This window comes from Nocardioides daedukensis (assembly GCF_013408415.1).
GTDB classification, from domain to species: Bacteria; Actinomycetota; Actinomycetes; order Propionibacteriales; family Nocardioidaceae; genus Nocardioides; species Nocardioides daedukensis.
Genome location: NZ_JACCAA010000001.1, coordinates 511,420 through 534,573, shown reverse-complemented (window position 1 = coordinate 534,573; position 23,154 = coordinate 511,420). Strand labels below are relative to the sequence as shown.

Annotated in this window: 16 protein-coding genes; 7 read left to right on the top strand and 9 right to left on the bottom strand. The window is 68.6% G+C overall.

Going from position 1 to position 23,154, the window contains the following annotated elements; all coding sequences use genetic code 11:
- Positions 1-103 precede the first annotated feature (103 nt).
- Positions 104-2,584 (top strand): aminopeptidase N, encoded by a 2,481-nt coding sequence (gene pepN / locus BJ980_RS02645; protein WP_179500854.1) that lies wholly within the window; start codon positions 104-106, stop codon positions 2,582-2,584.
- On the opposite strand, the gene BJ980_RS02640 is transcribed toward pepN, so the two are convergent.
- A complete protein-coding gene (locus BJ980_RS02640) occupies positions 2,581-3,366 on the bottom strand; it encodes an MOSC domain-containing protein (RefSeq protein WP_179500853.1) in 786 nt (261 codons plus the stop codon). The genes pepN and BJ980_RS02640 overlap by 4 nt on opposite strands.
- Positions 3,367-3,431: 65 nt before the next feature.
- Here BJ980_RS02640 and BJ980_RS19395 point away from each other — a divergent pair, with 65 nt between their 5' ends.
- Together BJ980_RS19395 and BJ980_RS02630 are read left to right on the top strand one after the other, a co-directional pair.
- On the top strand, positions 3,432-4,601 hold the full coding sequence (locus tag BJ980_RS19395) for an exonuclease SbcCD subunit D C-terminal domain-containing protein (RefSeq protein ID WP_179500852.1): 1,170 nt from the start codon (positions 3,432-3,434) through the stop codon (positions 4,599-4,601).
- Complete coding sequence (locus BJ980_RS02630) at positions 4,601-7,600, top strand: AAA family ATPase (RefSeq protein WP_179500851.1); 3,000 nt, start codon at positions 4,601-4,603, stop codon at positions 7,598-7,600. The genes BJ980_RS19395 and BJ980_RS02630 overlap by 1 nt, the downstream gene beginning before the upstream one ends.
- Positions 7,601-7,664: 64 nt before the next feature.
- Here the strand turns inward: BJ980_RS02630 and BJ980_RS02625 are convergent, their stop codons facing one another.
- From BJ980_RS02625 to BJ980_RS02615, 3 genes are read right to left on the bottom strand one after another with little or no spacing between them, the layout of a single operon-like run.
- Positions 7,665-8,861 carry a lipid-transfer protein gene (locus tag BJ980_RS02625; RefSeq protein WP_179500850.1) on the bottom strand — a complete coding sequence of 399 codons (1,197 nt, stop codon included), beginning with the start codon at positions 8,859-8,861 and terminating at the stop codon, positions 7,665-7,667.
- Positions 8,861-10,243, bottom strand: coding sequence for an OB-fold domain-containing protein (locus BJ980_RS02620; RefSeq protein ID WP_343047658.1), 1,383 nt, complete (start codon positions 10,241-10,243; stop codon positions 8,861-8,863). Before BJ980_RS02620 ends, BJ980_RS02625 begins: the two co-directional genes overlap by 1 nt.
- A gap of 14 nt (positions 10,244-10,257) precedes the next feature.
- Positions 10,258-12,465 carry an acyl-CoA dehydrogenase family protein gene (locus BJ980_RS02615; protein WP_343047657.1) on the bottom strand — a complete coding sequence of 736 codons (2,208 nt, stop codon included), beginning with the start codon at positions 12,463-12,465 and terminating at the stop codon, positions 10,258-10,260.
- Between the two features lie 112 nt (positions 12,466-12,577).
- On the opposite strand from BJ980_RS02615, the gene BJ980_RS02610 reads away from it, so the two are divergent.
- Positions 12,578-13,435: an alpha/beta fold hydrolase gene (locus tag BJ980_RS02610; RefSeq protein ID WP_246279914.1), complete on the top strand. Its 858-nt coding sequence runs from the start codon at positions 12,578-12,580 to the stop codon at positions 13,433-13,435.
- A 29-nt stretch (positions 13,436-13,464) separates the two neighbouring features.
- Here BJ980_RS02610 and BJ980_RS02605 read toward each other — a convergent pair whose 3' ends face one another.
- Complete coding sequence (locus tag BJ980_RS02605; protein WP_179500848.1) at positions 13,465-14,856, bottom strand: WS/DGAT/MGAT family O-acyltransferase; 1,392 nt, start codon at positions 14,854-14,856, stop codon at positions 13,465-13,467.
- 90 nt (positions 14,857-14,946) lie between these two features.
- Here BJ980_RS02605 and BJ980_RS02600 point away from each other — a divergent pair, with 90 nt between their 5' ends.
- A complete protein-coding gene (locus BJ980_RS02600) occupies positions 14,947-16,254 on the top strand; it encodes an alpha/beta hydrolase fold domain-containing protein (protein ID WP_179500847.1) in 1,308 nt (435 codons plus the stop codon).
- A gap of 51 nt (positions 16,255-16,305) precedes the next feature.
- On the opposite strand, the gene BJ980_RS02595 is transcribed toward BJ980_RS02600, so the two are convergent.
- Positions 16,306-18,405 (bottom strand): acyl-CoA dehydrogenase family protein, encoded by a 2,100-nt coding sequence (locus tag BJ980_RS02595; RefSeq protein ID WP_179500846.1) that lies wholly within the window; start codon positions 18,403-18,405, stop codon positions 16,306-16,308.
- Positions 18,406-18,498: 93 nt separating this feature from the next.
- On the opposite strand from BJ980_RS02595, the gene BJ980_RS02590 reads away from it, so the two are divergent.
- Positions 18,499-19,158: a class I SAM-dependent methyltransferase gene (locus BJ980_RS02590; protein ID WP_343047656.1), complete on the top strand. Its 660-nt coding sequence runs from the start codon at positions 18,499-18,501 to the stop codon at positions 19,156-19,158.
- Here BJ980_RS02590 and BJ980_RS02585 read toward each other — a convergent pair.
- From BJ980_RS02585 to BJ980_RS02575, 3 genes are read right to left on the bottom strand one after another with little or no spacing between them, the layout of a single operon-like run.
- Entirely contained in the window at positions 19,129-20,250 is a 1,122-nt protein-coding gene (locus BJ980_RS02585; protein ID WP_179500845.1) for a glucosidase family protein, read from the bottom strand. The genes BJ980_RS02590 and BJ980_RS02585 overlap by 30 nt on opposite strands.
- Positions 20,243-21,001 (bottom strand): class I SAM-dependent methyltransferase, encoded by a 759-nt coding sequence (locus BJ980_RS02580; RefSeq protein ID WP_179500844.1) that lies wholly within the window; start codon positions 20,999-21,001, stop codon positions 20,243-20,245. The genes BJ980_RS02585 and BJ980_RS02580 overlap by 8 nt, the downstream gene beginning before the upstream one ends.
- Positions 20,988-22,262, bottom strand: coding sequence for a glycosyltransferase family 4 protein (locus BJ980_RS02575; protein ID WP_179500843.1), 1,275 nt, complete (start codon positions 22,260-22,262; stop codon positions 20,988-20,990). Before BJ980_RS02575 ends, BJ980_RS02580 begins: the two co-directional genes overlap by 14 nt.
- A 224-nt stretch (positions 22,263-22,486) precedes the next feature.
- Between BJ980_RS02575 and BJ980_RS02570 the strand changes: the two genes are divergently transcribed.
- The gene (locus tag BJ980_RS02570) at positions 22,487-23,092 is read left to right on the top strand and encodes a TetR family transcriptional regulator (protein WP_179500842.1); all 606 of its coding nucleotides are present in this window, start codon (positions 22,487-22,489) and stop codon (positions 23,090-23,092) included.
- Positions 23,093-23,154 lie beyond the last annotated feature (62 nt).

Sequence of the window (23,154 nt, the reverse complement as noted above, 5' to 3'; positions counted from 1 at the left end):
GCGACTCTTACAGTCTAGCCGGTACAGTTATCGGTTCTTGCCACTTCTCGGGTGATCTCCCCCACCATCGGCCCGGTCCTCGCGACGCCGCTAGGGTGACGGTGTGACCGAATCGAGCAGCCCTTACCGCAGCCTCCAGTTCACCGAGGCCGTCGAGCGCTTCGACCTGATCGAGGTGACGGCGTACGACGTCGTGCTCGACCTCGCCGCCGACGACAAGACGTTCACGTCCCTGACCACGATCACCTTCACGAGCCAGGGTGGCGACACGTTCGTCGACCTGAAGGCGGCCCACGTCCACCGGATCACCCTGGACGGCGCGGAGATCAGCCCGGACCTGGTCGAACGGGGCCGGCTCCCGATCACCGCCACCGCCGGCGAGCACCAGCTGGTCGTGGACGCGGTGATGCCATTTCGCAACGACGGCGAGGGACTGCACCGCAGCGTCGACCCCGCAGACGGTCGCGCCTATGTCTACGGGATGTCGTTCATGGACGCAGCCCCGAGCATCTTCGCCTGCTTCGACCAGCCCGACCTGAAGGCGCCGTTCACCTTCCACGTCACCGCACCCATCGACTGGACCGTGATCGGCAACGCCCCCGGCACCCAGGTGGAGCGCGGCTCATCATCCGCACTGTGGGAGTTCGAGCAGACCCAGCCGCTCTCGACCTACTTCGTCACCCTGGTGGCCGGCCCGTGGCACATGATCCACGACGAGCACGACGGCATCCCGCTCTCCTTGAGCGCACGTCGCTCGATCGCCGAGCACCTCGACAAGGACGCCGACGAGCTGCTCACCCTGACCCGGCAGTGCTTCGACGAGTTCCACCGCCTCTTCGGCATCCGTTATCCGTTCGGCAACTATCACCAGGCGTTCGTGCCCGAGTTCAACGCCGGCGCGATGGAGAACCCCGGCTGTGTCACCTTCCGTGACCCGCTCGTGTTCACCAGCAAGGTCACCAGGAGCCAACGCATCCAGCGCGCCACGACTGTCGCGCACGAGATGGCGCACCAGTGGTTCGGCAACATCGTCACCCCGAAGTGGTGGGACGACCTGTGGCTCAACGAGTCCTTCGCCGAATACATGGGCAACCGGGTGACCGCCGACGTGACGGAGTACGACGACGCGTGGGTGCACGTCTCCTATGCGCGCCGGCAATGGGGACTCGTCGCGGACCAGCGGCCGAGCACCCACCCGGTCGCGGGCAACGGGGCCGTCGACGCGGTGGCTGCGCTGCAGGACTTCGACGGCATCTCCTATGCCAAGGGCTCCACGATCCTGCGCCAGCTCAACGCCTCCCTGGGCGATGAGGTCTTCTTCGCCGGCGCCATCGACCACTTCGAGCGGAACCGTTTCGGCAACGCCACGATGGCCGACCTCTTCGCGTCCTGGGAGCGGGCCGGGGCCGGTGACCTCTCGAACTTCACCAGCAACTGGTTGCGTACCGCCGGGCCGGACGCGCTGCTGCTGGACCGCCAGGCCGGTGCAATCGTGAAGACGCCACCCAGCGAGCACCCCGCCGAGCGTGCGCACACCGTGCAGGTCGCCACCGCGGAGCCCTCTGGCGCCTGGGAGCGGTCCGCCATCACGATCTCGCAGCCGACCACTCCGCTCCCGGTCGGGCCGGAGACAGGTGTCCTGATCGACCCCGACCAGGACACCTGGGCCCTGCCGCTGCCCGATCCGGTCTCGCTGACGGCGTACAAGACGACGATGGCGACCACGAGCGACCCGATGCTCCGCTCGAGCATCTGGAACACCGTGCGCAACGGGCTGCACAACGCCCTGATCTCTCCTGCCGACGTGCTGGACGTCGCCTCGGCGGCGTTGCCGAGCGAGGACAACGATGACGCGCTGAGCTACACGCTGCCGTTCCTGACCGGCAAGACCGTCGCTCTCGCGACCGACCCAAAGGTCGCGCTCGACACGCTGCATGTCGGCTGCCGTTCGCTGCTCGAGCGGGCAACTGCCGGCACCACCGTCCAGCTGGCCGCCTTCCAGGGGGCGGTCGACTCCGCAAGCGACACCGAGCTGCTCAACGCCTGGCTGGGCAAGTCGGAGCTGCCGCACGGAGTCGAGATCGACGACGACCTGCGCTGGCGCATCCTGGTCCGGCTCGCGTCCCTGGACGCAGTGGGCCGTGACGACCTGGACCGGCAGCTCGCGGAGAGCCCCTCCACGAAGGCCGGCGTCGACCATGCCAGGGCCGTTGCCAGCCTGCCCCACGCCGAGGCGAAAGCCTGGGCCTGGGAGCGCTTCGACGGCTCGGTGGACGCCAGCAACTATGAGCTGATCGCGTGTGGGACCGGGCTTTGGCGCGCTGGTCAGGACGAGGTGACGGCGCCCTACGTCGATCGCTACTTCGACGAGCTGCCCGGCATCGCGGCAGTCCACTCGGGGTGGGTGCTCGGTGACGTGGTCGCCTACTTCTTCCCAATGACCTCGCTGCAGAGCTCCACCCTGGAACGCGCCGGTGCGGTCATCGAGAGCGAGGGCCTGGACCTGACCGTACGACGCAACCTGGTCGACATGACCGACGAGCTGCGGCGCCGCGTTGCCGTGCGCGAGGCGTTCGGCGCCTAGCGGGCACCGTCGGCCGTCAGCACCAGTTGCACCGGGTCTCCCACCCTGACCGTCCCCGGCGTCACCACGTGCGCGTCCACGCCCAGCAGTGGCTCGCCGCGGTGGTTGCGCGGGCGAAAGCCTGCGAGTGCCTTGAGCGTCGAGGCATCGCTCAGGCCACTGAGCGGGTTGTGGTTCGGCACCGCGCACCGGCCGATCGGCTCGTTGATCCGGATCGTCGCCTCGCCGAGCACGACCTCCAGTCCCAGCCAGGTGTCCTCGATCCATGGCTCGTCGGTCCTGACCAGGAACGTGCTGCGGAATCGTTCCGACTCTCCTGCCAGTTCGGGACGCCCGAGTCGCTCGGCCAGGTCCGCCAGGGACGCCGCGCCTACCAGGCTGACCGGGGCCCCATAGACCACGTCCCCGCGACGGGCCCGCCCCAGGAGCACCGGGCGGTCCACCAGCTCGGCCAGGAAGCTGGCCGGCGCCCCGGCGTACGGCGTGATCGTGGCCGGACGTCGCCAGTAGTCGACCAGCATCGGCTCGCCGGCGACAGTGACGCGACCCTCGACCGCGTGCCCGTCCCCGGTGGCGACATGGAGGTGATCCCCATCGGCAGTGACCGTGACGTGCATCAGCGGGCGGGCGGCCGTGCGAAGCACCCGACGGGTCTCCTGCTCGACCAGGCACCACTCCCGGTCCCCGACCGGTCCGTCGGCATCGAGCCTGACCGTCTCCCGGGCCACGTGCCGGGTGCCCTTCAGGGCCGCGAAACCGAGTCGGTCGAGCGTGTGGGCCATGGGCAGAAGGCTACTGCGGGCGTGCCCTCCCGGAGGCTGTCGGTGCTCCGATCTAGGTTGTTCCTGTGCGCATCCTCCACACCTCCGACTGGCACCTTGGCCGCTCCTTCCACCGCGAAGGGCTGCTTGGGCACCAGGCTGCGTACGCCGACCACCTGCTCGAGGTGGTCGAGTCGGAGAAGGTCGACCTGGTCGTGGTCTCCGGTGACGTCTATGACCGTGCCCTGCCGCCGGTCGACGCAGTGCGACTGGCCAACGAGACCTTCACCAGGATCGCCCGCTCACGGGCGCGCCTCGTGGTGACCAGCGGCAACCACGACTCGGCACAACGCCTCGGCTTCGGCTCGGAGCTGATCGACGCCGCCGGCGTGCACATCCGCACCAGCGCCAGCTCGGTCGGAACACCGGTGATCGTCGATGACGAGCACGGCCCGGTCGCCGTCTATGGACTGCCCTATCTCGACCCCGACCTGGTGCGCGAACCCTGGGCCCTGCCCGGCAGGAGCCACCAGGCTGCGCTCGTCGAGGCGATGCGACGCGTCAACGCCGATCGCGCGGCGCGACCCGGCGTGCGCAGCGTGGCGATGGCCCACGCGTTCGTCTCCCCCACTGCGGGCGCTCTCGTCGAGAGTGACTCGGAGCGCGACATCAGTGTCGGCGGAGTCAGCATGGTCCCCACCGACGTCTTCGACGGCATGGACTACGTCGCGCTGGGCCACCTGCACGGCAGGCACACGTTGTCCGACTCGATCCGCTACAGCGGATCCCCACTGGCCTATTCGTTCTCCGAGACCGATCACCGCAAGGGGTCATGGTTGGTCGAGCTCGACGCCCAGGGATTCAGCACGGCCGAGTTCGTCGACGCGCCGGTCCCACGTCGTCTGGCCCGGATCACCGGAACCGTCGAGGACCTGCTCGAGGACCGGGCCCTGTCCCGGCACGAGGACGCATGGGTCCAGGCAACCCTGACCGACGACATCCGGCCGTCGGCGGCGATGGAGCGTCTGCGCCGCCGATTCCCGCACACGCTGGTGCTGTCCTTCGCGCCTGCGAACGGGTCGCGCTCCGGCCTGCCCAGCGCACGCCTCGCACCGGGACGCTCCGATCACGACATCGCCCTCGACTTTGTCGACGAGCTGCGCGGCAGGAAGGCCTCGGACGCTGAGTCCGCACTGCTCCGTGACGCCTGCGACTCGTGCTCCCCCGACCGCGACCTGGACACGGTGGTGGGCTGATGCGTCTGCACCATCTGAGCATCACCGCCTTCGGCCCCTTCGCCGAGACCGTCGAGGTCGACTTCGACCAGCTCTCCGAGGCCGGGCTCTTCCTGCTCTCCGGGGCCACCGGGTCGGGGAAGACCTCGGTGCTCGACGCGGTCTGTTTCGCGATCTTCGGCGACGTCCCGGGCGACCGGGCCGGAGCCAAGCGCCTGCGCTGTGACACGGCGGCGCCCGGCGTGGCGCCACGGGTCGTGCTGGAGACCACGCTGTCGGGCCGCAGGTTCCGGATCACCCGTTCGCCCGCATGGAGCCGACCGAAGAAGCGCGGCACGGGCTTGACCCCGGAGCAGGCGCACGTCGTGCTCGAGGAGCGCCTCGGTGGCGAATGGTCGGCGCTCTCCAACCGGCTCGACGAGACCGGACACGTCATCACCGGGCTGGTCGGCATGAACATGACTCAGTTCTGCCAGGTGGCACTGCTGCCACAGGGCGAGTTCCAGTCCTTCCTGCGGGCCCGCTCCGAGGACCGGCACAAGCTTCTCCAGCACCTGTTCAGCACCCAGCGCTTCGAGGACATCGAGCAGTGGCTGCGTGAGCACGCCCGCCAGCTCAACCGTGAGGTCAATTCGCACCAACGCGGTGTGGCGAGCGTCCTGGACCGGGTCCAGGAGGCCAGCGGTGAGTCCCTGCCTGAGACGTGGGCGAGCGACGACCTCGCCGAAGTGCTCGACGACGGGCTGGTGCAGTCCTGGGTCGCGGGCCTGGTCGAGGACGCCGACAACAAGTTCGCTCAGGCCGGAGCACACGCCGAGACGGTCGAGTCCGCGACCGAGTCCGCCCGTGCCGCCCGGGACAGCGGCCACCGGGTCGCAGACCTGCAGTCCCGGGCCGCCCGCTCACGCGCCCAACTCGATCAGGTCGAGTCCGAACGGAGTCTGCACGAGGAGAGGAAGGCGCGGCTCGCGCTCTCCCGCCGTGCGGCGCCGATGGCGCCACTGCACCGGCACGCCCTGGCCGCGGGTCAACAGCACGAGGCCGCGGCCGCTGCTGCCCTGACGGCCCGAGTGACTGCAGCCGTGGCGCTGGGCCAGGACGAGCCAACAGACACCACGTTGCGTGAAGCGGCCGACGAGGCGCGGCGCACCATCGCCGTCGCCGGCGCCCTGCTCCCCCGCGAGCCCGAGCTGGCTGCACTGCGTGCCTCGCTGGCTGCCGGGACGCGCTCGGCACACGAGCTCGCGACCCGGCACGAGAACCTCACGGCACAGGCCGCCGAGCTCCCCGGCCGGATCGAGGACCTCACCCGCAGACTTGCGACAGCCTCCGACCAGGCGAGTCGCGTGGAGACACTCGAAGCGCGGTACGACGCCTTGGCACATCGCATCGCACAGGCTGAGCGCCTGACCGGGGTGCGCACGGAGCTCGCAGAAGCGAGCGTCGAACACGACCGCGTGGTTCACGAGTGCCTGCGACTCAAGGAGGACTGGCTGTCCATCCGCGAGGCGCGCATCGCCGGAATGGCAGCCGAGCTGGCTCACGGACTGGCCATCGGTGGCTGTTGCCCCGTGTGCGGGTCGGATGATCACCCGAACAAGGCCGAGCCCACCCCCGGCGCCCCCTCCGCGCAGTCGGAGAAGGAAGCTCGCCGTCTCGTGGACGATGCGGAGCTGAACCGCACCGCCACCGACGGCAAGGTCCGTGAGCTCGCGATCGTCGTCGCTCAGCTCGAGGGCGAGATCGGCGACACCACGATCGAGGACCTGCAGACGGAGAAGGACGAGGTCGCCGCCGACCTGGTCACCGTGCGTGAGGCGGTTGCCCTGTGCCGCCGGCTCGAACCGGCGCTGGCGCTGGCGGTGCGCACTCTCGAAGGCGTTCGTCAGGACACCGCTGCCATCGAGGTCGAGCTGGCCACGCTCTCGGAACGAGCAGCCTCGGACCAGGCTCGGGCAGACCAGATCACGGCCGAGATCGACGCAGTTCGCGGTGACCACCCGGACCTGACCACTCTGATCGCGGCGACCAAGGAGCTGGCCGGGCTCTGCGAGGAAGCCTTGAAGCGCGCCGACGACGCGGCGGCAACGGCCAGGGCCGCCGAGGACGCCGCACGAGCGTTGGACGACTGGTTGCAGGAGAGCGGTTTCGACTCCGTCGACGAGGCGGCCGAGGGCCTGCTGGGTCCGGATCAGACCGAGAGCCTCACCGCAGCGATCCTTGCTCACGAATCCGCCGAGCAGCAGGCTCGAGCCGGCCTCGACGATCCCGAGGTTGTCGCCGCCGAGAAGCTCGCGCCACCCGAGGTGCGTGCTCTGGACGCGGAGTTCGCGCGCCTCGAGCTCGCGCTCAAGACAGCAGTCACCGAGCTCCACGTCGCTCGAACGGCCGATCAACGGCTCACCGCACTCTCGGCCGACCTGAGTTCTGCCATCGCCAAGTGGGAACCCGCGAGGGCAGCGCACAAGGTCGCCGCCGATCTGGCCGCACTGGTCCACGGCACTGCCGCCGACAACGAGCTGAGGATGCGGCTCTCCGCCTATGTCCTGGCCTGGCGGCTCTCCCAGGTGGTCGCCGCGGCCAACGAGCGGCTGGGTCAGATGAGCGACGAGCGCTACACCCTGGAGCACACCGCACGCCGTGGCGCGGGTGAGACCCGTGGCGGGCTGAGCCTGTTGGTCAGGGACGAGTGGTCCGGCGAGTCGCGCGACCCGGCGACCCTCAGCGGCGGTGAGACCTTCGTGGTCTCACTTGCCCTGGCACTGGGCCTGGCCGACGTGGTCACCCGCGAGGCGGGGGGTGCTGATCTGGACACCCTCTTCGTCGACGAGGGTTTCGGGTCGCTCGACTCCGACACCCTCGACGACGTGATGGACACCCTCGACACGCTTCGCGACGGGGGCCGGGTGGTCGGCGTGGTCAGCCACGTGGCCGAGATGCGCAGCCGGATCCCGACCAGGCTGTCAGTCACCAAGCACCGCACCGGCTCGACGCTGGCCATCTCTCGCGACGCAGGCTGACCCCGCGCCTGACAACCCACCCCAAGTCAGGGGTGCGAAGTCAGCGGGGGTCAGCGCAACAGCATCAGCGGGACAGGATCAAGCCACTGGTCGGCACACCCGTACCAGCCGTGACCAGCACGTTGGAGGCCCCTTGGGGCCCACCGACACCGGACACACCGATGACCTGGTTCACCGACGTACCGCGGATCTGCCTCACACCCTCGGCAATCCCGTTCATGCCGTGGATGTAGGCCTCACCGAGCTGGCCGCCGTGGGTGTTGACCGGAAGCCGACCACCGAGCTCGATGCCGCCGTCGGCCACGAAGCCAGGCGCCTCGCCCCGACCGCAGAAGCCGAGCTCCTCCAGCTGCATCAGGACGTAGGGGGTGAAGTGGTCATAGAGCACGGCGGTGGCGATGTCCTCGTGGGCAAGACCGGACTGGCCCCACAGCTCGCGTGCCACGACGCCCATCTCCGGGACGCCGATGTTGTCGCGGTAGTAGGAGGTCATCACGAACTGGTTCGCCGCACTCCCCTGGGCTGCGGCCGCGATCACTGCAGGCGTCTGGGCGAGGTCGCGGGCGCGCTCGACCGAGGTGACGATCAACGCCACCGCTCCGTCGCTCTCCTGGCAGCAGTCGAGCAGGTGGAGCGGGTCGGCGATCATCCGCGAGGCCTGGTGGTCCTCGAGGGTGATCGGTTTGCCGTGGAAGAACGCGTTCGGGTTCGTGGCCGCGTGCCGCCGGTCGGCGACAGCCACCCGGCCGAAGTCCTCAGAGGTCGCGCCATATTCGTGCATGTAGCGGCGTGCCTGCATCGCCACGGTCGCTGCCGGGGTCGTGAGTCCGTGCGGATAGCTCCACGCGTTGTCGAGCCCGTTGGTGTTGACCTGTGCATTCGCCCAGACCGCGGTCTGGCCGAAGCGCTGGCCGGAACGTTCGTTGAATCCTCGGTAGCAGACGACGACGTCGGCCACGCCGGTCGCCACGGCCATCGCGGCCTGTTGGACGGTGCCGCAGGCGGCCCCTCCACCGTGGCTGATCCGGCTGAAGAACCTCAGGTCGCCCAGTCCCAGCTCACGCCCCAGGGCGATCTCCGAGGAGGTGTCCATCGTGAACGTGACCATGCCGTCGACGTCCGAGGGCGCGAGGCCGGCATCGGCGAGCGCGGCCTTGATGGCCTCCGCCGAGAGCTGGAGCTCGGAGCGTCCGGATTCCTTGGAGAACTCGGTTGCGCCGATACCCGCAATTGCGGCCTTGCCGCTGAGTCCGATTCCCATCAGGAGCCTTCCTGGAGTTCGAGGGTGACCTGTCCGGTCACGTGGGCGCCGAGCGAGACGCTGCCGACGATGTCGAGCACGATGCGGTTGCCCTCGACGCTGGCCACCGATCCGTTGAACGTGAACTCGTCATCCGGGTATGCCGGTGCGCCGAGGCGGATCGAGATGGACTTGATGTCCACGTCGGGGCCGACCCAGTCGGTGACGTACTTCTCGACGAGGGCATTGCTGGTCAGGATGTTGATGAAGATGTCCTGCGAGCCATAGGACTGGGCCAGGACCCGGTCGTGGTGCACGTCCTGGAAGTCGCGAGTGGCGAGAGCGGTGGACACGACCAGGGTCGGGGTGATCGGCAGCTTCCACTCGGGGAGCGCCTGTCCCGGAGTCGGAGTGCCGACAAGGGTGCTCTCAGGCTTCGGGTCGCTGGCGGGCGATTCATCACCCGTCGCGTCGGACGCATCCGCCTGCGCAGAGCTGCCCGGACGGCGCCACACGGGCAGGGTCAGGTCCTCGTCGATGGTGCGGAAGCCGACCTCGACCTCCATCCCGATCTCGAGCTCGTCGGTAGGGACGCCGTCGACGGTGGCGAGCATCCGCACACCCTCCTCGAGGTCGACCAGCGCCAGCTGGATCGGCAGCTCGTGGCCGGGGATCGGCGGGTGGTGGTGCACGACGTGGCTGAAGACCGTGCCGCGGCCGGAGGAGACGACGTACCCGCGATCGAAGGTGAGGCACTCCGGGCAGGTGGGACCGGGTGGGTGACGCAGGGCGCCGCACGCATTGCACTTCTGGATGCGGAGCTCGCCGGCGGCCGTGCCGTCCCAGAAGAACTGGGTGTCGCGGTTGCGCGTCGGGTAGAGCACGAACGTGTTCGGCTTCTTGCGCGGCCCGGGCACGAACTTGAGCACGCGGAAGTCCATGTCGGCGATCAGCTCCGGCTCGCCGTCGGCTCCATTGACGTACCAGTTGTTGCGCGAGGTGACGAAGTAGCCCTGGCCCACGCCGGTCTTCTTCGGGCCGACCACCGAGACCAGCTCGGTGGTCACGAAGACCTCCTCACCGACCCTGGGGTTGCGCCGATAGGTCTGGCTGGAGTTGGTGCCCAGCACCCCGGTGAAACCGGCCTCGTTGAGCGTGCCCATCGCGGCGTGCAGCGGGTCGAAGACACCGGGCGTCGGGTTGAGGCCCTTCATCGTCCAGACCTGGGCCATCGAGGGCGGGGCCTCACCGGCGCTGTAGCGCGGGTTGGTGTTCCCCATCGCCTCGAGCCAGTTGTTGATCATCGGCTGGTTGATCGGGTCACGTCCGGCGCGAGGCGCGGTCGGTCCCTTGGCCTTGATCGCATCGGCCTGGGCCATGATCCAGTCATGGTCGTGGTTCACAACATCTCCTTGGCTCACCGCGGAACCCGCGGGAGGTCTAGTCCGAACATGGCAATGAGTTCACGTTGGATCTCGTTGACGCCCCCACCGAAGGTGAGGACGAGGTTCCGCTTGGCCTGGGCGTCGAGGTAGGACATCAGCTCGCCCGTGCCCGGATCACCGGGATCACCGTGGCGGTGGACGATCTCGGCCAGGATCCGGCCGATGCGCTGGACCCGGTCGGAGGCGAAGACCTTGCTCGCCGAGGCATCCGCGACCGGCATCACACCCCGCTCGGCGGCCCGTGCCACCTCCCAGTTGAGCAGCTCGTTCACCCGGAATGCCGCAGTCGCCTCGGCCAGGCTGGACCGGACGTCGGGACGCTCGAGCACACCGTGCTTCGTGGCCCACGCGACCACGCGGTCGCGCAGCCCTTCGAGGCGACCGGCCGGACCGAGCATGACGCGTTCATGGTTGAGCTGGGTCGTGATCAGCTTCCAACCGGCGTTCTCCTCGCCGACCAACATGTCGACGGGGACCCGGACGTCGTTGTAGTAGGTGGCATTGACGTGGTGCGAGCCGTCGCAGGTGATGATCGGGGTCCACGAGAAGCCGGGGTCGCGGGTGTCGACGATGAGGATCGAGATGCCCTTGTGCTTGGGCGCGTCCGGGTCCGTGCGCACCGCGAGCCAGATGTAGTCGGCCTGGTGACCGCCGGTGGTGAAGCTCTTCTGGCCGTTGACGATGTAGTGGTCGCCGTCGCGCTTCGCCGAGGTGCGCAGCGCGGCAAGGTCGGTGCCCGCGTCAGGCTCGGAGTAGCCGATGGCGAAGTGCACGTCACCGGCAAGGATGTCGGAGAGGAAACGGTCCTTCTGCAGCTGGGTGCCGAAGCGCTGCAGGGTCGGTCCGACCGTCTGCAGCGTCACCGCCGGCAGGTGCACGTCCGCCCGCTGGGCCTCGTTGGCGAACACAGTCTGCTCGATCTCGCCGAACCCGTGGCCGCCGTACTCCTTGGGCCAGCCGACGCCCATCCAGCCGTCCTGCCCCATCTGCTTGATGGTCTGCTGGTACGTCGGACCGTGGCGGTCGGTCATCATGTCCAGGTGGTCCTCGTGCGCGGCCAGGTTGGTGAAGTAGTCGCGCAGCTGCGCCTTGAGCTGGCGCTGCTCCTCGGTGAGCTCGAGGTTCTTCGCGGCCGGACTCTCCACGACCACGGAGTCGAGCGCCTGGCCCGCGCCACCGACCGCGTGCGCCAGGTCGGAGAGCTGGGAGTAGTAGTGGTGCAGCGGATAGGTCTCGTCGACGCCCATGCCCCCGTGCAGGTGGTGACAGGTGTGCAGGGCGACCAGGCCGTCCTCGGTCAGCCAGTACGTCGCGACCGCGAGGTCGTCGGCAGCCGGGAGGCCCTCGCTCACTCGCCAGGCCGCGTTCTGGGCCGCGAGGGTGAGCAGGCGTGAGGTGATGTAGACCTCGGCGATCTGCTGGGCCACCGCCTGGAACTCCGCAAGCTTGCGACCGAACTGGGTGCGTTCCTTGAGATAGCCGGCGGTGAGGTCTCGGGCCCCGGCGACCAGGCCGGCGCCGAGCAGGGCGATGCCCACCTGGCTGTGCTCGACGAGCAGGCGGGCCGCGAGGACGTGGTCCTCACCGAGGAGCTCCACGCTGACGTCGTTGAAGTCGATGCTGTGCTGGACGGCGCCGGTGGAGCTGCGCGAGGCACGCAGGGTGATCCCGTCGCGGCGTGGGTCGACGACCGCAACGGCCGGGTTGCCGTCATACGTGGCGAGCACCAGGAGGTGCGCCGCGTCATCGACGTGCGTCACACCGAGCTTGGTGCCATTGAGCACGAGTGCCTCCCCCGACCCGGTCACCACGGCCTGGGGCTGGGCGGGAAAGGCTTGTCCCGGCTCGCGAAGGGCGATGGCGATCACGGTGGAGCCGGAGTCGACCCCGTCGAGGAGCCGCTTCTGCTGGTCGGGTGTCCCTGCGGTGGCGATGGTGAGCGTGCCGGCCACCAGGGTTTCCCAGGCGGGCAGGTCAGATGCGCGGGCACCGAGGCGTTCGAGGACGACGGAGAGCTCGGCAAGTCCGAGTCCTTCTCCCCCGAGGAACTCCGGCACAGCGAGCCCGAGCACTCCTGCAGACGCGAGCTGTGACCAGGTCAGGTCCTCACGCTCGACGAGCTCGGTCATCACCGCGACGACGGCCGCCTGGGTCTCGGACTGGACACCGTGTGGATTCACCGGGGCTCCTCGTGTTCACGTGCGCGGATCAAAACTGTAACCTGTTCTAGTCTAGGACAGGAGAACATCGATGTTCACCTCCCCCCGCAGTCTCATACGCACCCTCGCCCCCATGCCGTGGGCCGAGATTCCATCGGGCCGGATGGTCGAGTTGCCCGGCCGCGGGTCGACATACGTCACCGACACCGCGGGTCCGGACCCCGACTCCCCGGCAGTCGTGCTGTTGCACGCAGTCGGGACGACCGGCCTGCTCACGTGGTTCCCCACGATTCCGGTGCTCTCGACCCGATTCCGTGTGATCACGCTCGACCAAAGATGGCACGGTCGCGGGATTCGGTCAGCGAAGTTCTCACTCAGTGACAGCGCCGATGACGTCGCTGCCCTGCTCGACGTGCTGGGCATCGAGCGGGCGATCATCGGTGGGTTCTCAATGGGCTCGATCATCGCCCAACGCACGTGGCGCCAGCATCCGGACCGGGTCGCCGGTCTGGTCCTTGCCGCCACGACGGACCGCTTCCGCGGCACCGTGTCGGAGCGACTCTTCCACCAGGCGATGGAGACTTCGATGGCCGCGCTGCGGGGCGTGTCCCGCTCCCGGGTCGCAGGTCAGGTTGCCGTGGATGTCGCAGCGCACGACCCGGTTCCAGTCGACATCCATGACTGGGCACTGGCCGAGTTCCGCTCGACGAGTCCGTGGGCCGTGGCCCACGCCGTGGCATCGCTGGGTCGCCACCACTCGCGGCCGTGGTTGCGTCGGATCAACGTGCCTACGGCGGTCGTGGTGACCCTGCGGGACAAGGTGATCCCGGCCGCGCGCCAACTGGACCTGGCCCGCCGGATCCCGGGAGCGACGATCCACGGCATCGACGCTGGTCACGCTTCTGTGGTGATGGAGGCGGAGGTCTTCGTCCCGGCCTTCGTCGAGGCGTGCACCACCGTGCATGCGCGAGCAGCGGACTTCGCCCGCTGAGCGCACTGTGAGCGCACTGTGAGCGGGACTCAGCGTGCGGCGACAGCCTCCTGCAGCCGCGTGAGCTCCTCACCGAAGTGCTTGACCAGGTCCTCGGGGTGACGCATCGCGGAGCGGCAGGCGATCACGCCCACGTGCAGCTGGCCGTTGTTGGACATCACGGTGATGTTGACACCGGCGCCGTGGAAGACCGGTCCCAGCGGATAGAGGGCATCGATCCTGGCTCCCATGAAGTAGAGCGGGATCGGTGGACCGGGCACGTTGGAGATCACCAGGTTGTGCACCACGGGGTGCTTCTCGGCCAGGCGCAGCCCGGCATAGGCGCGCACAGCCAGCCCGAACGTTTGCGGCGCTGCGAACTCCGCCCAGTCCTGGAGCGCGTCCGCGGGGATGGCCTGTTGGTGCTCCTTGGCGTTCCGGTTGTCGCTCGACATCACCTCGAGCCTCTGCAACGGGTCCTCGATGTCCGTGCCCAGCCTGGCGAAGAGGGCGGAGACCTTGTTGGCGCCGTTGCCTCGTTGCGTGGCTTTGCGCACGGAGACCGGCACGCTTGCCATCAGCGGGGTCTCGGGCAGTCCCCCGCGATCCTCCAGGTAGTGGCGCAGCGCTCCCCCGGCGATGGTGAGCACGACGTCATTGACGGTGGCGCCAGTGGCGGCCTTCAGGGCCCGCACCTCGTCGAGGGGCAGGTCGGCGAAGGCGATCGTGCGACGCCGGGTGATGGTGCCGTTGAAGGAGGTCCGGGGGGCGCTGAACGGTGCGGCCATGGCAGTGCCGGCGCGTGCTCGTGCGACAGTCTTGGTGACCAGGGCCGCCGAGGGTCGTAGCAGTGAGGGGATCTGAAGCGGCTTGGTGACCGTGCTGAGCACTCCGCGGCCGAAGAGCTCCAGACCGCGTGCGCTCCGGCCGTGCTCCTTGCGCTCCCCCGCCGACACCGGCGGTGCGTCGGGCTCGAGGCTGCACAGGTGGGAGATCAGGTTCGATCCGGAGGCCCCGTCGACGGTGGCGTGGTGCATCTTGGAGAAGACCACGACCTTGTCCTGATAGCCCTCGATCACCCACATCTCCCACAGCGGCCGGCTTCGATCCATGGTGAGGCCGGCGAGATGGCCGCACAGCTGGACCAGCTCGTCATAGCCGCCCGGCTGCGGCAGGGCCAGTCGGTGCACGTGGTGATCGATGTCGAAGTGCTGGTCGGGGACCCAGATCGGGTGCGCCAGGTCGAGCGGGACCCGGCGCAGCCGACGGGTGAACTCAGGGACGTCGCTCACCCTGTCCTCGAGGTGGTCCTTGAACGCCTCGTAGGTGTACCCGTCAGGCATTGTGGTCGGATCGAGGACGATCAGGCCACACACGTGCATCAACTGCTCGGGTGTCTCGAGATAGAGGAAGCTGGCGTCGAGCCCACTGAGTCGGTCCATGTCCGAATCGTACCCCTCTGAATAGAACTTGTTCTAGTTTGTGACCGGTTCGACTACTGACCGTCTCCCTCGCCCACTAACATCGCGCTCGTGGCCTACCTACGTCGACAAGTCATCACCTCTGCCCTGATCGCCAACGCACTGCGCCCCTCGCACGGGCTCCGCGTCGGCATCCCCTCGTTCGCGGCGGGATGGATCACCAACGAGCTCGCTCCGCACCTGCTCACCCTGACCGCGGCGGACACGCTGACGCACCTGACGCCCAAGCGTCGTAGTCGCCTCGGCCTGGCCCTGGCCGCTGCGAATGCGGCCGGATTCGTCCACATCATGCGCAGCGCGAACCAGGTCAAGGACGGCGTGGAGGAGGCGCTGGTCGAGGGGATCGGCGTGGACTACGTCGAACGACTGGACGCAGCCCCCAGCCCAGCCGAGCTGAAGACGAACTGGCGCAAGCTCGTCAATCCGTTCCGGATCGTCGATCCGGGCGTCGAGGTGCTCCGCGACATCATCTATGACCCCACGACCGGGAGCCGGGGCAAGCTGGACATCTATCGTCCCCGCGACGTCGATCTCAACAACGCGCCGGTGCTCTTCCAGGTGCACGGCGGCGGTTGGACCATCGGCGACAAGAGCCAGCAGGGCCTACCGCTGATGTCCCACCTCGCCAGCAAGGGCTGGGTCTGTGTGGCCATCAACTATCGGTTGTCTCCGCGCAGCGCCTTCCCCGCGCACATCATCGACGTGAAGAAGGCGATCGCCTGGACCCGCGAGAACATCGCCGACCACGGTGGCGACCCGAACTACATCGCGATCACCGGTGGGTCCGCGGGCGGGCACCTGGCCGCACTGGCCGCGGTCACCGGCAACGACCCGGACTTCAAGCCGGGCTTCGAGGACAAGGACACCAGCGTCCAGGTCGCCGTGCCGCACTACGGGGTCTATGACTTCGCTGGCGCCACGGGCCTGAAGTCGGCGATCGCGATGCGCGACCGGTTCCTGGGTCCGCGGGTGCTGAAGAAGAAGTGGCGCGACGCCCCGGACGACTTCGAGGCCGCCTCGCCGCTCCTGCGGATCAAGCCTGGGGCACCGGACTTCTTCGTCATGCACGGCACAAACGACACCCTCGTCGACGTCAACCAGGCACGCCTCTTCGTGGAGAAGCTGCGGCAGGTCGGCGGTGCCTCAGTCGTGTATGCCGAGCTCCCCGGCGCACAGCACGCCTACGACATTTTCAACTCAGTGCGCTGCGGCCACGTGGTGAAGGCGATCGACCGCTACCTGCACTGGCACTGGAACGGCTATCGCCAAGGCGTGGACCCGGCCGAGGCCGATGCCGAGCAGATCATCGCCGACGCCGAAGCCGAGGCAGCCTCTGAGGCCGACTCCCAGTCGCGCTGACCGGGAGCCGGCCACACCCGAGGCTGCACCTCGGGAGCCAGGCGTGCCCGATCAGCGGGGCAGGCCCAGGATTCGCTCCGCGGCGACATTGCGCAGCACCTGGGTGGTGCCACCGGCGATCGACAGGCATCGGGTCAGCAACGCCTCGTGGACTGCTGCCTCGACCTCGGGTCCACCGAGCACGACCCTGTCTCCCAGCAGCTCGACGACCAGCTCGGATGCGTCCTGACGGTTCCTCACGCCCAGCAGCTTGGAGACGCTGGACTCGGCACCCGGACCCTGGCCCTCCAGGGACCGCAACGTGGAGCGCGTGGCGAGCAGGCCGCACACGGTGGCCAGTGCGACGGCGTGGCCGGTGCGCGGGTGGGTCTCGGGTCGATCGCCGCAGAGCGCCACGGCGCGCTCGACACTGACGTCGAGCTTGGCGCCGGCCATCGCGACGCGTTCGTTGGCCAGCGTCGTGCGAGCCAGCTTCCAGCCCCCGCCCGGTTCGCCGACCACCTGGGAGTCGGGGACGAAGACGTCCTCGAGGAAGACCTCGTTGAACAGCGCGTCGCCGGTCATCTCCCGCAGGGGCCGGATGTCGATGCCCTCGGCTCGCATGTCCAGCAGGAAGTAGGTGATCCCCTTGTGGGACGGGGCATCCGGGTCAGTGCGCGCCAGGCAGATCCCCCAGTCCGCTTCGCGCGCAAGGGAGGTCCAGACCTTCTGCCCGGTGAGCAGCCAGCCTCCTTCGGTACGAGTCGCGCGGGTACGCAGCGAGGCCAGGTCCGACCCGGCTCCGGGCTCGCTGAACAGCTGGCACCAGGTGATCTCCCCGCGCAGGGTGGGAGCAACGAACTGTTCCCGCTGTTCCTCGGTGCCATGGGCGAGGATCGTCGGCACCGCCCAGGCTCCGATCCTGATGTCCGGACGGCTAACCCCTGCGGAGCTGAGCTCGTCGTCGATCACCAACTGCTCCAGCGCGGAGGCGTCCCGGCCGTACGGCGCTGGCCAGTGCGGCATGAAGAGCCCGCTCTCGACGAGGGCGGCTCGTCGACCGCCGTCGTCCAGGTCGGCGATCGAGGCCACGATCGGGCGCACCTGATCGCGCACCGCGGCGTCGGCGCCGTCGAAGTCGATCTCGACCTTGCGTCGCTCCCCCGCCACCGCGCGCCCCGCGAGGCTGGTGGCGAAGCTGTCGGAGGAGCCGAGCAGGTTGCGCAGCGTCGTGGCGCGGCGAAGATAGAAGTGTGCGTCGTGCTCGAAGGTGAACCCGATCCCACCCAGGACCTGGATGCAGTCGTGGGCCAGCTTCACGGCGCCGTCGAAGGCGACCGCGCCGGCCACGTCGGCGGCGTAGGCCGATTGCGAGGTGCCGAAGGCGTTGGCGGCGTCCCAGGCCACGGCGGTGACCGCCTCGGCGACCTCCAGCATCTCGGCGCACAGGTGCTTGATCGCTTGGAAGGAGCCGATCGGCTTGCCGAACTGCTCGCGCACCCCGGCATAGGCCACCGCGGTCTCCAGGGACCAGCGAGCGATGCCGGAGGCCTCGGCGGCGGCGAGTGCGACGGCCGCCTCGCGGACCTTGGCCGAGTTGAGACCGGGGACAGGCGTTGCCTCGGACAGGAGCACTGACACGGTCACTGAGCCGAACCTGCGGGTCAGGTCCGGACCCGACGAGGGTGAGGCGCTCACCGCAGCCGCGGGTACGACGTACCACTGGTCGTCGGTGTCGCCGAGGAGGTGGTGGGTGGCGCCGGGAGCGTCCCAGACCACGTCCACGGTCCCGGTGAGGTTGCCCCCTTCGCTGCGCAGCGAACCGGTGAGGCCCAGACCCACCCGTGCCGAACCGTCCGAGACGGCGCCGGCGATCGGCGGAGCCACCAGTGCTGCCACCGAGGTGCCCAGCAGGCCTCCCGGGACCAGCTCGTGGGCGCACGCCTCGAGGGCGATGGCGAGCTCGAGGGGCGACCCGTCTCCCCCACCGTCGGTTTCCGGCACCGCGATGCTGGTGATCCCCATCTCGGCGACGGCCTGCCAGGTCCGCTCGAACGGCTCGTCGACCCGTTCCTCGGCCGCACGGACGTCGTCGAGGGGAGCGAGCGAGGCCGCCCACTTGCGCACCGATGAGCCGAGCTCGCGGTGGTCGTCACTGATGCCGAGGGACAAGGGAACTCCAAGAGACGTGGTCGACTAGAACGTGTTCCAATATTGCCATGCCCGGGCGGTTCCCGCACCGCGCACTCCCACTAGGCTGTCGCCGTGACCGCCGTTGAGATGCCTGCCGAACTGCTTGCCCACGCCCGAGCCGCCAAGGGCTTCATGCCAGAGGACGAGGGCCTCCTCCTGCACCGCGTTGCACGTGAGCAGCTCAGCACCGGGCCCGGCCTCGAGGTCGGCACCTACTGCGGCAAGTCCGCGATCTATGTCGGTGCGGCCGCCCGCGAGGTCGGCGGGGTCTTCTTCACCGTGGACCACCACCGGGGTTCGGAGGAGAACCAGGCCGGCTGGGAGCACCACGACACCGAGGTCGTGGACCCCGAGACCGGGTTGATGGACACGCTGCCGTTCTTCCGCCGCACGATCGCCCGCGCGGGCCTGGAGGAGCAGGTGATCGCGGTGATCGGGAAGTCGACGACGCTCAGCCCGCACTGGCGCACTCCCCTGTCGTTGCTCTTCATCGACGGAGGGCACGCCGAGGAGCACGCGCAGAACGACTACACCGGTTGGGCGCACTGGATCCAGCCGGGCGGCCGGCTGGTGATCCATGACGTGTTCGCCGACCCGGCCGACGGTGGCCAGGCGCCGTACCACGTGTTCCTGCGCGCGCTCGAGAGCGGCGCCTTCACCGAGGTGGAGGCGCTGGGCTCGATGCGCGTCCTGGAGCGGACCTCAGGCGCGGCCGGAGAGCGAGTCGGCTGAGGCGCAGCTGCACTCCAAGGCGATCTCGGCGAAGTGCGGGCCGAAGGTGGCCCCGCGCATGATGTCCGAGCCGCCCGTGCCGTGACCCAGGGCGTCGACGGCGAGGATCACCGCTGCGGCCGTGTACGTCGTGTGCTCGGGTGGCCAGTTCACCTTGTCGGGGAACACGTAGCCGGTCCAGTAGCGCCCACCCTCGTCGCGCAGGTGCTGCATGTCGGCCAGCAGCTGCAGCGCGCGGTCACGATCGCCCAGGGCGTCCAGGGCCATCACCAGCTCGCAGGTCTCCGCCCCGGTGACCCAGGGGTTCTCGCTGACGCAGCGGATGCCCAGGCCCTCTTCGACGAAGGTGTCCCAACGCTCGGCGATGAGGTCGAACCCAGCCTCACCGCGTACCGCGCCGCCCAGGATCGGGTAGTACCAGTCCATCGAGAACTGGGCCTTGTCGAGGAACTCGTCCGGGTGCTCACGGATCGCGTGTGCCAGCCGGCCACCGGCCAGCTCCCACTCGGGTTGCGGATCGTCGAGGAGCTCGGCGATGGCTGCCCCGGCGCGGATGGCCTGGTAGATGCTCGACGAGCCGGCCAGCAGGGCCTCCTCGTTGACCTTCGCGGGCGCACCGTCGACCCACTCCTGGGACCAGGCGATGCCGCCGAAGGACAGCTGCATCGAGACGACGTAGTCCAGCGCCCGACGGACCGTGGGCCAGAGCCGGCGCACGAACGCCACGTCACGGCGTACCAGCCAGTGGTGCCAGACGCCGACTGCCAGATAGGCGCACATGTTGGTCTCGGAGCTGTGGTCCTCGACGACGCCGGCCACGATCTTCATCGGCCAGGAGCCGTCGTCGCGCTGGGTGTCGACGCACCACTGGTAGGCGCGCTCGGCGGCTTCCAGCTCTCCCCCGACCAGCAGCGCCATCGCACCCTCGACGTGGTTCCACACGTCGGTGTGCTCGCCGGTGGTCCACGGGATCGCCCCGTCGGGCTCCTGCATGGCCGTGATGGACTTCGCCGTCTCGATGACGTCGAAGACGCTCAGGATGCCGGGGACCGAGGGGGTGTCCGGGGCAACCTCCGGGGCCGACTCAGGCAACGTCCGGCTTCCGGAAGTAGAGGACCATGCTCTTGCCGATCACGGGGTTCAGGGCCTTCTCGGCCAACCGGGTGGCGACGCTCCAGCGAGGGGTCTTCATGATGTCCCACACCAGCACCTGGTGGTAGGCCTTCACCAGGGCGTGGTCGTCGTTGTTCACTCCGACCGCGCACTTGATCCACCAGTACGGCGAGTGCAGGCCGTGGGCATAGCCCTTGCCCTCGAAGATCATCGCCTCGCCCGGGGTCCCGTCATTGGGGCGTCCGGCCTTGGTGACCTTGTCGATGAGCTCGTGGTCGGTGTAGATCCGGATGTGCCCGCCCTCGGCGTTGTGGTAGTCCGAGGAGAGCTTCCAGTTGATCACCTCTGGGAGCCAGCGGGGCACCGAGATCGCCAGCGTGCCACCGGGACGCAGGACGCGGACCAGCTCCTCGATCGCGCGCACGTCCTCGTTGATGTGCTCGAGGATCTCGGCGGCGACGATGCGGTCGAACTCTCCGTCGGCGAAGGGCAACTGGAGGGCATCGCCCTCCTTGATGTCCGCCTCGGCACCGGCAGGTGCCTCACCGGTCTCCTTCATCGCGGAGAAGAGCTCGCGCACGTTGGCCAGCTCGTCGGCGTCCCGGTCGAAGGCCATCACGTCTGCCCCGCGGCGGTACATCTCAAAGGCGTGGCGTCCGGCGCCTGCGCCCATGTCGAGCACGCGCTCGCCGCGCTTGAGGCCGAGTCGGTCGAAGTCAACGGTCAGCATTGGTGTCCTCAATCTGATTGTGGCTCGGTGCCGTGGGGTGGTCTGCGAGAACTTCTTCGTAGGCCGCTGCCGTCGCCACGGCGACGGCGTGCCAGCTGAACAGCTCTTGGACGCGGGTGCGACCGGCACGCCCCATCCGGACCCGGCGCTCCGGGTCGTCGAGGAGGTTGGCGATCGCTTCGCGAAGCGCCTCCACGTTGCCGGGCTCAACCAGGTCGGCGCAGAGCCCGTCGGGTCCGACCACCTCGGGGATCGCACCGGCACGGCTGACGACCAACGGCGTCTCGCACGCCATCAGCTCGGCAGTGGGAAGCGAGAACCCCTCATAGAGGCTCGGGACGCAGGCCAGTTCGGCCGAGCCCATCACCTCGACGAGCTCGGCGTCGCTGATGCCGTTGACGAAGCTGACGGAGTCCTTGATGGCGAGCTTCTCGATGAGCTGCTCGGTACGGCCCCCGACCTCGGGCTTGGTGACCAGGATCAGCTCGAGGTCGCGCTCGGTGCGCAGCTTGGCGAACGCCTCCAGCAGGGTTGCCACACCCTTGATCGGGGCATCCGCACTGGCCATGGCGACGATCCGTCCCGGCACCCGCGGCGTGGTCGGCGGCGCGAACACGTCGTCCGCCCCGAGCGGGATGACCTGGATCCGCTCCGGGTCGACGCCGAAGTCGGTCACGATGTCGCGCGCCGACGACTCCGAGGGCGACAGGATCTTCACGGCGCGGCGGGCGACCTTGCCCTGCATCTTCAGGAACCCGTACCAACGTCGGGTGCTGAGCTTCTTGCGCCAGTTGGGCGCGGCGGCCAGATCGAGCTTGCGGTCGAAGGTGATCGGGTGGTGCAGGGTGGTGATCAGCGGGATCCCGGCATCCATGATGTCGACCATGCCGTGGGCGAGCACCTGGTTGTCGTGGACGATGTCGAACTCATCCCGGCGGGCCTTGATCAGCCGAGCGACGCGCTTGCCGAAGGTCTTCGGCTCGGGGAACCCGGCCGTGCACATGGTGAGGAACTCCTCGACGTCGATGAGGTCGCGGAACTCCTTGAGCTTGGGGATCCGGAACGGGTCCGGCTCGCGGTAGAGGTCGAGGCTGGGGACCTTGGTCAGGCCGACCCCCTCGTCCAGCTCCGGATAGGGCTGTCCGGAGAACACCTCGACCTCGTGGCCGAGTGCCACCAGCTCGCGGCTCAGGTGCCTGATGTAGACACCCTGGCCACCGCAATGCGGCTTGCTGCGGTAGGACAGCAGTGCGATGCGCATGGCGGTCACCTCTTCCTTCTCGTCTCCCCCGACGCCAGTCGGGACCGGGGGCGCGCCACGCCCGACATTCGCCGAAAGTGGAACGTGTTCCTATTATGGCCTACGAGGCAGTAGCCTAGACGCTCGGATCGATCAAGGCGTCAACGTCATAGGGTGGACAGGGATTTCCGCATGAATTGTGCCTTGTGCCACGAACCATTTGTTCCTGATGAGAGGAGAGCCACGTGAATGCGCTGAACTCGCTCACTCAGGACGATCTCGGATCTGCCGCTCAACGAGAGCGGCGCAAGCGAATCCTGGACGCAACGATCGACCTTGCCTCCCGCGGTGGTTTCGACGCCGTGCAGATGCGGGGCGTCGCCGAACAGGCCGATGTCGCCCTGGGCACGCTCTACCGCTACTTCCCGTCGAAGATCCACCTGCTCGTCTCCGCGCTCGGTCGCGAGTTCGAGAACGCCCAGGGACAGCGCGCCGGCAAGCCCATTCCTGGTGACACCGCAGCCGAACGGGTCAACTTCGTCCTCGGCCGGACCACGCGGATCCTGCAGAAGGACCCGCACCTCACCGAGGCTCTCACTCGTGCCTTCATGTTCGCCGACGCCAGTGTCTCGGCCGAGATCCATCACGTCGGCATGATGCTGACCGGGATGCTCACCGACGCCATGGGCACCCGCCAGGGTGCCGACGAGCCGACCTCGGAGGAGGTCGCCATCGCCCGCGTCCTCGGTGACGTCTGGCTCTCGTCGCTGGTCGGCTGGGTCACCGGCCGCACCTCTGCCGAGGACGTCGAGAAGTCGATGGCCGTCGCCATCCGCCTGCTCGTCCGCTGACCCGGCAGTTGTTGACAGTCTGCCCCCGGTAGTAATGCGTCGACCCGGCAGTTGTTGACCGC

Excerpts from the sequence above, each read along its gene's own strand:
- BJ980_RS02640 (WP_179500853.1), bottom strand. The coding sequence starts at position 3,366 with ATGGCCCACACGCTCGACCGACTCGGTTTCGCGGCCCTGAAGGGCACC.
- BJ980_RS02630 (WP_179500851.1), top strand. The coding sequence starts at position 4,601 with ATGCGTCTGCACCATCTGAGCATCACCGCCTTCGGCCCCTTCGCCGAG.
- BJ980_RS02575 (WP_179500843.1), bottom strand. The coding sequence starts at position 22,262 with ATGCGCATCGCACTGCTGTCCTACCGCAGCAAGCCGCATTGCGGTGGC.
- BJ980_RS02580 (WP_179500844.1), bottom strand. The coding sequence starts at position 21,001 with ATGCTGACCGTTGACTTCGACCGACTCGGCCTCAAGCGCGGCGAGCGC.
- BJ980_RS02625 (WP_179500850.1), bottom strand. The coding sequence starts at position 8,861 with ATGGGAATCGGACTCAGCGGCAAGGCCGCAATTGCGGGTATCGGCGCA.
- BJ980_RS02605 (WP_179500848.1), bottom strand. The coding sequence starts at position 14,856 with ATGGACCGACTCAGTGGGCTCGACGCCAGCTTCCTCTATCTCGAGACA.
- BJ980_RS02610 (WP_246279914.1), top strand. The coding sequence starts at position 12,578 with ATGCCGTGGGCCGAGATTCCATCGGGCCGGATGGTCGAGTTGCCCGGC.